This is a genomic window from Chryseobacterium vrystaatense, from assembly GCF_000737765.1.
Taxonomy (GTDB): Bacteria; Bacteroidota; Bacteroidia; order Flavobacteriales; family Weeksellaceae; genus Chryseobacterium; species Chryseobacterium vrystaatense.
Map to the genome: position 1 here is coordinate 109,035 of NZ_JPRI01000003.1, position 13,921 is coordinate 122,955.

Consider the following 13,921-nt stretch of genomic DNA (forward strand, 5'->3'; position numbering starts at 1 on the left):
TATTTTGAACGGTTGGCTTACAGTTAATAAGCAACTTCCATTTTTACTTTTTTACCTTTCAGTTTTTCATTGCTTAATTTCTTCAAAACAAAGCTTACCTTATTTCTGGAAACGGCGACATAAGAAGTCGTATCTTTCACTTCAATGATGCCGATATCCTCTTTCTGCAATTCTCCTTTTTTGATAAGATATCCCACAATATCAACCTTATTAACCTTATCTTTTTTTCCTGCACTGATATAAATCGTCTGGAAAGGTGTTTTCTCAGGAACCTTATTAAAACCGGCAACACTTTCTTCCTCAGTATTACTTTTAATGAAAGGGAAATTTTCATCCTCAGTCATGATCAGGTAGGCGAAACCTTTTGCATTCATTCTTGCGGTACGTCCGTTTCTGTGGATAAAAGCATCTTCTTTGGGAGGAAGCTGATAATGAACAATAGATTCCACTTCAGGAACATCAAGACCGCGAGAAGCTAAATCTGTCGTAATTAAGATCCTTGCAGAATCGTTTCTGAATTTCAGTAAGGCACGTTCTCTTTCATCCTGCTCCATACCACCGTGGAAAGTTTCTCTGTCGATCCCTTTGTCTGCTAAAAGGTCAGAAATACGGTCAACCGCTTCACGGTGATTACAGAAAATCAACGTTCTTTTATTTCCGATTTTACATATTAAGTTAAACAGTGTATCCAGTTTCTCTTCAGAAATCGTCATTACTTTTCTCAATTGAATATCAGGCTTTACTTCGCTTAGTTTTAGAAAATCAATGATCTTTTCATTTTTCAACCCTGTAAACTTTGGAATTTCATCCATTGCTGTTGCTGAGGTTAAAATTCTTTGGGAAAGACCTCTCAGTTCACCTGAAATATATTCCATATCCTCGTGAAAGCCCAGTTCCAAAGCTTTATCAAATTCATCGAGAACCAAAGTCTTAATGGTCTTAGGATCAAAGTTGTTATTCCTTAAATGGTAAGTGACTCTTCCGGGAGTTCCGATCAGAACAGCGGGAGCTTCAATTAAATTATTAACCTCAATTTTTTTATCATGACCACCATAACACACCGAAACTTTAAAATCTGTTCCCATTGATTTGAAAACCTGCTCAATCTGTAACGCAAGTTCCCTTGCCGGAACAAGAATCAAAGCCTGAATTCCCTGAACATCTTTTTTTAGATTCCGAAGAACAGGAAACAAAAACGCAAGGGTCTTTCCGGATCCTGTAGGAGAAAGCAAAACGACATCTGTATTGTTTTCGGTAGTTTTATAGGTAGATTTCTGCATTTGATTCATATCCTGAATCTGCAGTTTTTGATAAATTGATTCTAATTCCATTTTGCAAAGGTAGTAAATTTAGGTGGCTGGCAGAAAATGAAAAGTGGCTGTATTGAGACTTTGAACGTCTTGGGGGTTGAGCGTTTTGGAGCTTGATAATTTTAGAGTTTGAAAGCTAGGGAGGCAGTCTAAGTCTTTATCTGACATCTTAGATCTCATCTATAGTATCCCTGCTGCTGCCTTATTTCCATTTTCCTTCATCCAGACGGCACAGCATTTCTGTTCCCCTGGACAAAGTAACTTTATATGTTTCTTCCGGATTATAGATTGATTTTTCGTAAAATTCTTTTGCTGCACTGGTGTTTCCTTGTGCAAGATTTACAAAACCGGACATTTCATACATGAAATTTTTGAGCTTGAGATCTGTATTTTCTTTGGCAGACAGATATTTTAACAGGTTATCTGCAGAGGTAAGTCTGGGGTCTTTGTACTGCTTCACATTATATCCCTCAGGTTTACTAAACCAATAATCCCACATTCCGCCATTAGACTGTTCGTTCCATGAATATTTAATGAGCTGTAAAGCTACTTCAAGCAAGGCAGAATTTAAATTCTTATTTTTTGGGGCCTGTTTTTCACTTTCTGTAATATAATGAGCAATGGTCGTTTCGGTTCCTTTATCTTTCATTTCCTGAAGAATAGACTCTTTAAGGTACAGGGAATGATTTTTTGAAAAACTTTCATAAGCAAAGGAGGATGGAAAATGATCGGCAAGGTTCTCAATTCGGTATCCTTTCTTCAATTCAGCTTTTAAGTCGATGGTGTAAACAGTATTGTAATCATGAAAAAGATATACGTTGATGGTTCCCTTTTTTAAATCATAGATGCTGGAATATAAAGTATTCAGTTCTCCTTCCTGGTGGGTTTTATCTAAAATAGCTTTTAAAAAATCTATATTGTTTTCCTGAGAAGAGGCCAGCATTTCATTGGCTATTTCCGGTCTTCGGCATGATAGTTTTCCATTGATCACATTGCAGTTTGAATTTACCTGAAAATCACCGGTCTTTTCTATGATTCCTTCAGGAGTAATCACAATAGAATTTCCTTCTTTATCGGCTAACAAAGCTTTAGCGGATATGGCGAAATCATATTTTTTTAAGATAACCATTGCTTCTTTTACATTTTTGCATTTTCCTAATATTTCCCACATCAAATCTCCTTTATAAGGGTTTTTCAAATTCAGCTTACTGAGATCATAGTTGGCTGCTGCAAAATCATAAAACAGTCCATATTCATTCATTGCTGCAGCCACTTGCATATCGGGTGCTCCAAAGCATACAGATCCGTACCGGTCTTTAGTGGCTGGGTTGTACCAGATTCTTGTAAAAGGAGTGGTGTCATCCTCATTGGCCGCCGCAAATGTCTGTCCTCCTCTGGAGCAGGAGAAGATCGTACAGGCTTTCACCGTGTGAATACCAGTTGATAACAGACTGATTAAAATTAAAATAAAATGTTTTTGCATTGTATAGTTTTTATGGATACTGCTGTTTTGATTGCAAAAAAATGATTTTGTTAAAGATTTTTTGAAATATTTATTTTTGATACAATAGGCTTGGTTGAGTGCTCATTACAGTGTCGGTAATTTTGTACTTTCCGGAGATAAGGGAAAGAAAATTCATTGTTTATCTTAAATAAAATTCATATCTTTGCACCCACTTTTTGTGGGAAAGGTTTGAAAAGGTAAATTATTAAAAATTAATTACTTCCGTATTTTTTAAATCCACATTTATTCAAGCCATTAAAAAAGAAGGAATACAAATTTTATTAGAAAATGTCAAAAGAGACAAATTCAGCAGAGGTTTTATTAAACCAAAATGTAGCACCAGAACAATTTGATTGGGATTCATTCGAATCAGGTCTTGATGCAGACGCAAGAAAAGAAAAAAGCGATTTAGAAGAAATCTACAACGGATCTCTTAGCAGTTTAAATGATAACGACGTTATCACTGGTAAAGTTGTAAGATTAACAGATAAAGAAGCTATCGTTGACATCGACTTCAAATCAGAAGGTGTTATTTCTCTTAACGAATTCCGTTACAACCCGGGCCTTAAAGTAGGTGATGATGTTGAAGTAATGGTAGACAGAAGAGAAGACAAAACTGGACAATTACAGTTATCTCACAGAAAAGCTAGAACGCTTAAAGCTTGGGATAGAGTAAACGAACTTCACGAAACTGGAGAAATCGTTAACGGTTTTGTTAAGTCTAGAACTAAAGGAGGTATGATCGTTGACGTACACGGAATCGAAGCATTCTTACCAGGTTCTCAAATTGATGTTAAGCCAATTAAAGATTACGATCAGTTCGTAGGTAAAACTATGGAGTTCAAAGTTGTGAAAATCAACCCTGAGTTCAAAAACGTAGTAGTATCTCACAAAGCATTGATCGAAGCAGATATCGAAGGTCAGAAAAAAGAAATCATCGCTCAGCTTGAAAAAGGTCAGGTTCTTGAAGGTACTGTTAAGAATATTACTTCTTACGGTGTATTCATCGACTTAGGAGGTGTTGATGGATTGATCCACATTACAGACCTTTCTTGGTCTAGAGTGAACCACCCATCTGAAATCCTTGAAGACGGACAGACTGTAAAAGTTGTTATCCTTGATTTTGATGACGAGAAAACAAGAATCCAGTTAGGTATGAAGCAATTAGAAGCTCATCCTTGGGATGCTCTTTCTGCTGACATGAAAGTTGGAGATAAAGTAAAAGGAAAAGTAGTAGTTCTTGCTGACTATGGTGCATTCGTAGAAATCGCTCCAGGTGTAGAAGGATTAATCCACGTTTCTGAAATGTCTTGGTCTACTCACTTAAGATCTGCAGGTGATTTCGTGAAAGTAGGTGATGAAGTTGAAGCTGAAGTATTAACTTTAGATAGAGAAGACAGAAAAATCTCTCTTGGTATCAAGCAATTGTCTAAAGATCCATGGGAAAACATCGAAACTAAGTATCCATTAGGATCTAAGCATGTAGGAACAGTAAGAAACTTCACAAACTTTGGTGTATTCGTAGAGTTAGAAGAAGGTATCGACGGGTTAATCTACATCTCTGATCTTTCTTGGACTAAGAAAATCAAGCACCCATCTGAATTCTGTGCAGTTGGTGATAAATTAGATGTTGTCGTTCTAGAATTGGACATCCAGGCTAGAAGACTATCTCTAGGTCACAAGCAACTTCAGGAAAACCCTTGGGATAAATTCGAAACTAAATATGCTGAAGGTACTATCCACGCTGGTAAAGCTGTAGAAGTTCACGATAAAGGAGCTTCTGTACAGTTTGAAGATGTTGAAGTAGAAGCTTTCTGCCCTTCAAGATTATTAGAGAAAGAAGATGGATCTAAAATCAAGAAAGGTGAAGATGCTCAGTTTAAAGTAATCGAATTCAACAAAGAGTTCAAAAGAGTAGTTGTTTCTCATACTGGAATCTTCAGAGACGAAGAGAAGAAAAATATGAAAGACTCTTCTTCTAGAAACGTATCTTCTTCTTCAAACAACGAAGAAAGATCAACTCTTGGAGATATCGATGCATTAGCAGAATTGAAAAGAAAAATGGAAGAAGGTAAATAATCTTCAAACCATTGATCATATAGAGCCGCTCATTTGAGCGGCTTTTTTTTATGCTATTTTCATTGATAAATATTTATTTTAAATTATTTCACGGATTATAGATAAAAATGTTATTTTTAGCATAATTAAATTATCAACTTTTAACTATGAAAAAAACATTTTTATTTGTCATTTTTGCATTCCTTGCTTCCTGGAATTCTCTGCAGGCTCAAAAGGATTATCTGATCATTATGGATGATGGTTCAACAATGAGTGATACCAAATGGGCAGAAATGAAAACGACTACAGTGAATCTGATCCAACGCCTTCTCGCGTGTAATCCCAAAAACAAATATGCAATAGCCCATTACGGAGCGGGTGATGCGCCGGTTTCAGGTTATGAACCGAAAGTTTATATAGAGATGGACTTTACCCATGACAATTTTGTAGAGAAATACATCAAGAGAAGATTACAGTATGGTCAGCATTTTCATGAAGCGCTGGGTATCTTGGGAGATGCACTGGATGGTAATTTTAATCCGGCAATCGTAAGTCCGCAGACCTCTTTAAACAGAGAGCCAACTTTTGAATTTAATGTAATCCTTATTACAGATGGCTCAAGGAATGTAGGGGATTTATCGACAGGTTCGTATCTTGTGAATTATAATAACACCACCTTAAATGATCCTGGCTCATTTAAAAATGTATCTCTATTTAAAATACAGAGAAATGCCAAGTTTGCAGTCATTCATTTAAGTCCTGATGCCCAGTCAAGTGCAGCAGGTGCCTCTATTGCAAGTGCAGGCGGTTTTTATACAGGCCCCGTTGAGAGTAATATTGATGACCCGGACTATGGAGTATTACCCAGAATGTACTTTCCAAGGCCACAGACTTTTCTTTATCTGTATGGAGGAAACACGATAGAGGAAGATTTTGAGCGTATTGTAAATGCACTGTGTGATCCATACGGTGGTAAACTTGATTTTTTCTATGAACATGCGGGCTGTGCAATTCCACCAACAGTGTATTTAGGAGGTCATTTTACCCTTCCGCCGGGTGGGTATTATCAAGGCAGTAAACTGGCAATTAGAAGTTTAGATACGGGAACGGATTATCCGATCACCGTACCTCCCAACTTTATCAGTCCTAATAATTTCGTATATACTCTTTATCCAGCAGACTTAAACCTGCCGCCTGGTGCTACAGGTAAGTATAAGTTTATAATGTCAATGTATGTTAACGGTCCTTATGAATTAACGAGTTGGAACAACTATCCTTTTTATGACTGGGACCTGGATTTGGATGCTACCTGCACAAGATCGGCTCCCGGTTCAATTAAGAATAAAGAAGGAATGTTGAAAATTTCTCCAAATCCGACAGATGGACTCTTTAAAGTAATACTGGATAAAGAAATTGAATCCGGACTACTCGAAATAAAAGATATGCATGGCAATACTGTTCTATCGAAAAGGGTAAAAAAGCTTAAAGAGATAGATGCTGATATAAGCAGGCAGAATCAGGGAATATATATCATCAATATAACTTCTGACAAAAACGAAACCTACTCCGGAAAAATAATCAAAAAATAAATAAGGAATAAAGCTGTCACACAAGACAGCTTTATTTTTTTTGTTTGATTTGCATTTATAAGGTATTATTTTAATGTACTTCACTATATAATGATAAAAAAACATTATTTTTAGCATAACTAAAGAATAAACTTTAAACTATGAAAAAATCATTTTTATTTTTGCTTATGGCATTCATGATGTCATGGGGTACTTTCAAAGCACAGGCAGGTGGAAGCGACTACATTATTATGTTGGATAACGGTTCTTCTACCGACGACCAAAGTTTTCTTGAGATGAAAAGAGGAGCCGTAAAGCTGATAGAGCAGCTTTTAATGTGTAATCTCAAAAACAGAGTTGCGGTAGTTCACTATGGTGCCGGAAAATACGGTGATACAAGTGGAATTTATAAGCCTGTAATTTATATTGAATCTGATTTTACAAGTGATCATGCGGTAGCACAGGTGATTGAAAGGCGTCTGGATTTTGGAGATCATTTTAATGAAGCTCTTGGATTTACATCTAATGCTTTAGATGGATTGTCCAGCCCAAGTATCATCAGTCCGCAGGCTACTTTGAACGGCTATCAGCCACTGAAAGTAGTTGTGTTTACTGATGCTGAAAGAAATACGGGTGCGCTTAACGGATCATATCTTGTTAATTATGCGGATACAACACTTAATTCGCCCGCAGCATTTAAAAATGTGTTGGCATTTAAAATTAACAGAGGAGCGCAGTTTACTATGATTCACGCCAATACAAACACTCTGGCTGTGAGAGCAGCAGCTTCCATTTCAAGTACCGGAGGTTTATACGGCGGTGCTCTGGAAACAAATGTTGCAGATCCTGATTATGGTATTTTACCAAGGCTTTATTATAACAGACCCAATGGATTTGGAATGAGCTCGTTTGAGACAGATTACTGGAAAGATATGGTAGGGCACTTATGTAATTCATCAGGTTGGGCAACTATGGATTTTAAATACGAGCCAGGCCAGTGTATTTCCGGTCCGGCTATCATCAATGGCAGTTATAACCTTCCTGCTGGTGCTGTCTTTGAAGACCTTAGGCTGTTTATAGAAAATATAGTAACAGGTGAGCTTTATCCTGTATTATTTACAACTACCATTACAGGAAGTAATTTTAGCAGTGCTTTACAGACTTCGGATTTTGTTTATGCAGTTAGTGCAGGAGCTACAGGGCAGTATAAGCTTAAAACTCTTCTTGTTTATGCTTATGGAGGTGATCATTACAATACCTATAGCTATAACAATTACCCATATTTTGATTATGATATCGATATGGATTGTCCTGTCTTGAAATCAGCGCCCAAAACTTTGGGAAGGGAAGCGTTTTTTAAACTGACTCCAAATCCAACCACAGGATTATTTAAAGTGATCTTAAATAATGCCCCTAAATCAGCAAAATTAAATGTGATGGATCTTGCCGGAAATTCTGTTTACAGCAAGGTGTTGGGCAATGAGAAAGAAATAGATATTGATATAAGTTCCCGAAAAGAAGGAGTATATATTGTTAATATACTGAACGATAAAAACGAAACCTATTCAGAGAAAATAATCAAAAAATAAGAAATTATAAAAGGCTGTCTCGATGTGAGGCAGCCTTTTTTATTTGTGATCAGATGACTAGTCCTGAAAATCCGATAAAGAAAAGAAGTGGAAATAAAATTTTACTCCCGATTTTTAATCGATTTGTGGTGATCATTATGTGTAATTATAAAATGTAATTCAAGATATCCTTGAATGTCTAAAAGAGAAAGACAGGGAATTCTCTCTCTTTTAATTGAAGCAAATGTATGTATTTGAAAATAAATACAACTTTTTCCTGTAAACAGAATCTTCTTATGATTAATTGTTGACGGAACCATTTGATTGAAAATAATCTGAAATTCATTTACTAAAATGATGAAAAATAAAAAAAATCAGCTGTCTGCAAAGGCTGATTTTTTTATACTTTGGCCCGTAGTAGAGGGATTGTGAAACCAATAAAAAGAACTATTGAAATGTTTCCCCTAAAGATGTTTTTATTTTTTAAAATAATTCAAAAAAAAAACAAGTTGATTGTGAATTATTTGTAAATTAGCGACTTTAATAGTAAAAATGAAAAAGATAACTTTACCCCTTTTGTTTGCTGTATTCGCAGTAATTCCTTCTGCTTTATTTTCACAAGATAACGGGAGGCTGATTAAAGATTATATTTCTCAAAATAAAATTAGAGAATATAAAAAGAATGGTCTTACGGACTTTATCATTGATAATGTTGATCCCTCAAAGTCAATGAACGGCGAGGTCGTAAAGTTCTTACAGACCTATAATGGCCTGCCGATATACAGTTCTGTAGGAACAGCTTTGGTTAAGAATAATAAGATTGTTTATTATACAGATAACTTTGTAAAGGATTATCATACCTCTACATCAAACAAAGCGGTCATCACTAAGAGTACAGCGCTTCAGAAAATTGCTGAAGAACTGAAAAATTCTGATATTGCTGATTTTACAATCCTTGAATATCTTGAAAAAAGTAATAAACAGGCGACATCTGCCAATCAAAGATTGGTGTATACAAATGATGCAAGCGGTAATCTGCGTCTGGCATACGAGTATACTTTAGTAGAACCTAAATCTCCTAATTATTGGAATATTTTAGTAGACGCTAACGACGGAAAAATTTTGGAGAAAAATAATCTGACTTTGTCATGTAGTTTCCATCACGATGCATATTCGTCAGATGCCAATTATAACCATGCTGATCATTTTGAGAACACCCTTATGGGCCCTCAGAACAGGGTAGCACAAAACAATGCTCCTTTGCTTGTTCCAGATAATGCATCATATAATGTATTTCCTTTACCAATTGAAGCAGCTACATTTGGAACGAGATCGATACTTACCAATCCCTGGCTGCTGAATGCATCTCCTGAAGGATGGCATTCCGATGGTACGACACATTACACAGTGACAAGAGGAAATAACGTTTTTGCTTACGAAGATGTTGCTGGAACTGCTTTAACGATAGCTCCGGATTATTTACCGGGAACTCCTGCTGATGGAGGAGCAGCGAGAAACTTTGATTTCCCATTCAATATCAATGAACAGCCTGTCAATAACAGAAATGCTTCAATTACCAATCTGTTTTATCTGAACAATAGAATTCATGACGTTTTCTATCAATTTGGATTTACAGAATCGGCAAGAAATTTCCAGCAGAATAATTTTGGAAAAGGGGGAGTAGATGATGATTCAGTATATGCCGAAGCGCAGGATGGCGGTGGTACAAATAATGCCAACTTTGGTTCACCTGCTGATGGTAATAACCCGAGAATGCAGATGTATCTTTGGAATCCTGTAGGAAGATCATTTTTTTATAACGCTCCGGGTACAGCGGTTGCCCGTACACCGGCATCAGGAATTGCCCTGTTTGGAAGTCCTTTAACTTTAGCCGGAACTACAGGCGATATTAAGCTGTCACCAGTTTTGGATGGCTGTACTGCGTTACCGGCAGGATCGCTTACAGAAAAAATAGGTCTGGTTGAAAGAGGAACATGCGCCTTTTCTATTAAAGCAAAAAATCTTCAGGATGCAGGGGCTATTGCTGCTGTAATCTATAATAATCAGGCTAATGGTGCTACTATTGGTAATATGTCGGGATCAGATCCAACCATTACTATTCCATCTGTACTTATTGCCTATGCCGAAGGAGAATACATCAAAACACAGCTTACTGCAAACACTCCCGTTAACGTTACTTTAAAATCTAATACCACACCTGATGGAAGTTTTGATAACGGAATTGTAACTCACGAATATGGTCATGGAATTTCCAACAGAATGACAGGTACAGGATATGCGTGCTTAAATTCAAATGTGAGTAAAGAGCAAATGGGAGAAGGATGGTCTGATTTCTTTGCCTTGATGCTGACTAACAAAGCTGGTGATAATGCAACGGTAGCCAGAGGAATCGGGACTTATGTAGGTGGACAGTCAAATGCTGGATCTGGAATCAGACCGGCAAAGTATTCACCTGATTTTGCAGTTAACAATTTTACGTACTCGAGAACAAATGGTATGGAATATACCAATCAAAATAATGTCGTAGTACCTGATGTTCACTCTATTGGTTTTGTCTGGGCAACAATCCTTTGGGATCTTCACTGGAAATATGTAGAAAAATATGGATATTCTTCAGATGTGTTGGCCAATACAACGAATGGAAGCACAAGAGTATTGCAGCTTGTTACAGATGCTTTGAAACTTCAGGCATGTAATCCTAGCTTTATTGAGGGTAGAAACGCAATACTTGCGGCTGAACAGGCAGTAACTCTTGGAGCGGATAAATGTATGATCTGGAAAGTTTTCGCAAAAAGAGGTTTGGGTGTGGAAGCATCAGCGGGGCTTAAAAATAACATCAATGACCAAACGGAAAGCTTTACAGTGCCAGCTGAATGTATGCTGGCTACCAACGAAGTGAAGTCTTCCAGGGAAAACCAAATTTCGATCTATCCAAACCCTGCAAAAGACGAATTCTACATCAACTTCCCGACCAATACGATTGGAAAAGTAAGCTTGGAGATTTATGATATGTCCGGAAAAATGGTTTCTTCAGAAGATAAAATTTCACCAGATGCTAAGAAGGCTGTTTCTACCAATAATCTAACCAACGGAACCTATATGGTGAAAGTGAAAGGCCTTGGCTTTGAAGCTTCATCTAAAGTAATCGTTAAGAAATAAGTATTATATAAATCAATTTTTTTTTAATCGCCGCAAGCTTGCTTGCGGCGATTTTATTTATCTATCATATTGACGTCTCAGGTTATTTCAATTATTATGTTGTAACTTTGCCGGCTGTTAAAAAAATTATGAAGAAGAAAAATATACTCAAGGGAGTTTTATTCGTAGGGATTGGAGCCAGTATATACGGAATGCTGGCAACGTTTGTGAAAATGGCTTATCATGATGGCTATACCACCTCTGAGGTCACTACTTCCCAATTTTTGCTGGGGCTGGTTGGGCTTTTGATCCTCAACTTTATACAGACCATCACATCAAAGCAAAAACTGGCGTCGCCAAGTTCCAGAGATGTGAGAATGCTGATGATTGCAGGAACCTCTTTAGGTTGCACTAGTTTATTCTATTATATTGCAGTTCAGTATATTAATGTTTCTATAGCAATCGTGCTGCTTATGCAGTCTGTATGGTTTAGTGTGGTTGTAGAAAGTATTATAGCAAAGAAACTTCCCAATGCTAGAAAAGTAATTTCTGTGATCATTGTATTGGTAGGTACTGTACTGGCGACCAATCTGATTAATATGGATATAGAACTTGACTGGCACGGAATCTTCTGGGGTCTGATGGCAGCGGCTTCTTATACCATGACCATGTTTACATCCAATACACTTGCTACACAGCTTCCGGTATTCAGAAAAAGCATTATCATGCTTTCGGGTGGAGCGGTTGTGGTGTTTTTATTTCTGTTTTTTGCTCAGATCGGGCCGATGTATTTCGACGGTTTAAAATCATTTTACCTTAATTTCACTCAGAATACAGAGCATATCCACTCTTTTAATTATTCTATATTTTTGACGTACGGTTTTATTCTGGCTTTGTTTGGAACCATTATTCCGCCCATATTATTCAACGTAGGTTTCCCGAATGCAGGTCTTGGACTGGGAAGTATTGTTTCATCACTGGAACTTCCGGTTTCTGTGACAATGGCTTTTGTGCTTTTGGGTGAAAAAGTTTTGCTGGTACAGTGGGGCGGGATTATTCTTATCCTTTTTGCTATTGTTCTGATGAATCTTCCGGCAAAAAAAGAACTGAAAACTGTAGAAGTGATTTAATAAATAATCAATTAAATATCATTAAAAAACCGTTCCTTTGGATCGGTTTTTTTAATTTTAATAATTCAACATAAATAATCTTTTAATGAAATATTTGAGAAAAACTCTGGCTTTGGTTCTCCTTTCATCGGTACCGTATGTATTGTTTTCACAGGTAAAACCGCTTGATGCTGTATTGTCAGAATATCAATATCCCTATGAAGTTCACTATTTAAATCTTAAGTCTCAGAATAACGACCTTAAAATGGCTTATATGGATGTGCAGCCCAAAAAGTCCAATGGAAAAACAATTATGCTTCTTCATGGAAAAAACTTCAATGGGGCTTATTGGGGAAAGACGGCAAAAGATCTTTCGGACAAGGGTTTCAGAGTAATCATCCCGGATCAGATCGGATTTGGAAAATCCTCAAAACCTCAAAGTTATCAGTTTTCTTTTTCACAGCTGGCTGAAAATACAAAAGCTATATTGGATCAGCTCCGGATCGAAAAAACAATAGTACTGGGACATTCAATGGGGGGAATGGTAGCTGCAAGATTTGCTCTTCTTTATCCCGAAAAAGTTCAGAAACTGATTCTTGAAAATCCTATAGGTCTGGAAGATTATAAAACGTTTGCGTCTTATCAAACCATAGACCAGGCATATCAGGCAGAGTTGAAAAATACAGCTGAAACCTACAAAAATTATCAGCTGAAATTCTATTATGATAATAAATGGAAAGATGAATATCAGCCGTGGCTTGATCTCATTGCCGGATGGACGCTCCATAAAGATTATCCTCAGGTAGCCTGGGATGCTGCCTTAACTTCAGATATGATCTACAACCAGCCTGTGTGCTACGAATTTAAAAATATCAAAACGCCGACACTCCTTATCATAGGTACAAGAGACAGAACCGCAATAGGAAAAGACAGAGCTCCAAAAGAACTTCAGCCTAAAATGGGACAGTATCAGATACTGGGTAAAAAAACACAACAGGAAATTTCCGGATCAAAGCTTGTTGAAATTGAAAATGTGGGTCATCTTCCGCATATAGAAGTCTATCCAGAATTTTTTAATGCCCTGTATGAGTTTATTAAATAGGGTTGGAGTAAAGAATAAGGCAAAGCCGGGAGTTTAAAGCCCTGCTGTTGTATCAAAATAAAAAGAGACTACCTGAATTAGATAGTCTCTTTTTGTATGTATTGTTGTCTGAATTACTTCTTCTTGTAAGCAGCGTCTTTGATTCTAGCTTTTTTACCTCTAAGGTCTCTGAAGTAATAAATTCTAGATCTTCTAACTCTACCTCTTCTGTCAACTTCGATTTTCTGAAGTGCAGGCATGTTGATAGGGAATACTCTTTCTACACCTACATCACCACTCATTTTTCTGATTGTGAATGTTTTTGTAGCGCCAGTACCTCTCAATTGGATAACGGTACCTTTGAAGAACTGAGTTCTAGTTTTTTGTCCTTCTTTAATTTCGTAATACACAGTAATTGTGTCTCCTGCTTTGAATTCAGGGAAATCTTTTTTAGTAATGTACTGGTCTTGTACGTACTTTAATAAATCCATTATTAATAAAATAAAATGTTAAAGCTAAGCAACTTACACGTTCTTCGTCAGAGGTTGAATAACAGGTCGCAAA

Annotated in this window: 9 protein-coding genes; 6 read left to right on the forward strand and 3 right to left on the reverse strand. The window is 36.8% G+C overall.

What is annotated here, in order from left to right; genetic code table 11:
- Window positions 1-23: 23 nt before the first annotated feature.
- Both IW16_RS09780 and IW16_RS09785 read right to left on the reverse strand, forming a co-directional pair.
- On the reverse strand, window positions 24-1,331 hold the full coding sequence (locus IW16_RS09780; RefSeq protein ID WP_034743119.1) for a DEAD/DEAH box helicase: 1,308 nt from the start codon (window positions 1,329-1,331) through the stop codon (window positions 24-26).
- 181 nt (window positions 1,332-1,512) lie between these two features.
- Window positions 1,513-2,793 (reverse strand): C45 family peptidase, encoded by a 1,281-nt coding sequence (locus IW16_RS09785; protein WP_034743123.1) that lies wholly within the window; start codon window positions 2,791-2,793, stop codon window positions 1,513-1,515.
- A 309-nt stretch (window positions 2,794-3,102) separates the two neighbouring features.
- On the opposite strand from IW16_RS09785, the gene rpsA reads away from it, so the two are divergent.
- The 6 genes from rpsA (at window position 3,103) to IW16_RS09815 (ending at window position 13,378) form a co-directional block, all read left to right on the forward strand.
- Window positions 3,103-4,893, forward strand: a complete 1,791-nt coding sequence (gene rpsA, locus IW16_RS09790) for a 30S ribosomal protein S1 (RefSeq protein WP_034743126.1) — start codon at window positions 3,103-3,105, stop codon at window positions 4,891-4,893.
- A 146-nt stretch (window positions 4,894-5,039) separates the two neighbouring features.
- Entirely contained in the window at window positions 5,040-6,461 is a 1,422-nt protein-coding gene (locus tag IW16_RS09795) for a T9SS type A sorting domain-containing protein (RefSeq protein WP_034743129.1), read from the forward strand.
- Between the two features lie 140 nt (window positions 6,462-6,601).
- Entirely contained in the window at window positions 6,602-8,029 is a 1,428-nt protein-coding gene (locus IW16_RS09800) for a T9SS type A sorting domain-containing protein (protein ID WP_034743131.1), read from the forward strand.
- 531 nt (window positions 8,030-8,560) lie between these two features.
- Window positions 8,561-11,188 carry a T9SS-dependent M36 family metallopeptidase gene (locus IW16_RS09805; protein WP_051890076.1) on the forward strand — a complete coding sequence of 876 codons (2,628 nt, stop codon included), beginning with the start codon at window positions 8,561-8,563 and terminating at the stop codon, window positions 11,186-11,188.
- A gap of 128 nt (window positions 11,189-11,316) precedes the next feature.
- Window positions 11,317-12,297 (forward strand): EamA family transporter, encoded by a 981-nt coding sequence (locus IW16_RS09810; protein WP_034744173.1) that lies wholly within the window; start codon window positions 11,317-11,319, stop codon window positions 12,295-12,297.
- Between the two features lie 85 nt (window positions 12,298-12,382).
- Window positions 12,383-13,378, forward strand: a complete 996-nt coding sequence (locus IW16_RS09815) for an alpha/beta fold hydrolase (protein WP_034743137.1) — start codon at window positions 12,383-12,385, stop codon at window positions 13,376-13,378.
- Window positions 13,379-13,491: 113 nt separating this feature from the next.
- On the opposite strand, the gene rplS is transcribed toward IW16_RS09815, so the two are convergent.
- Window positions 13,492-13,848, reverse strand: a complete 357-nt coding sequence (gene rplS / locus IW16_RS09820; protein WP_034704964.1) for a 50S ribosomal protein L19 — start codon at window positions 13,846-13,848, stop codon at window positions 13,492-13,494.
- Between the last annotated feature and the right edge of the window lie 73 nt (window positions 13,849-13,921).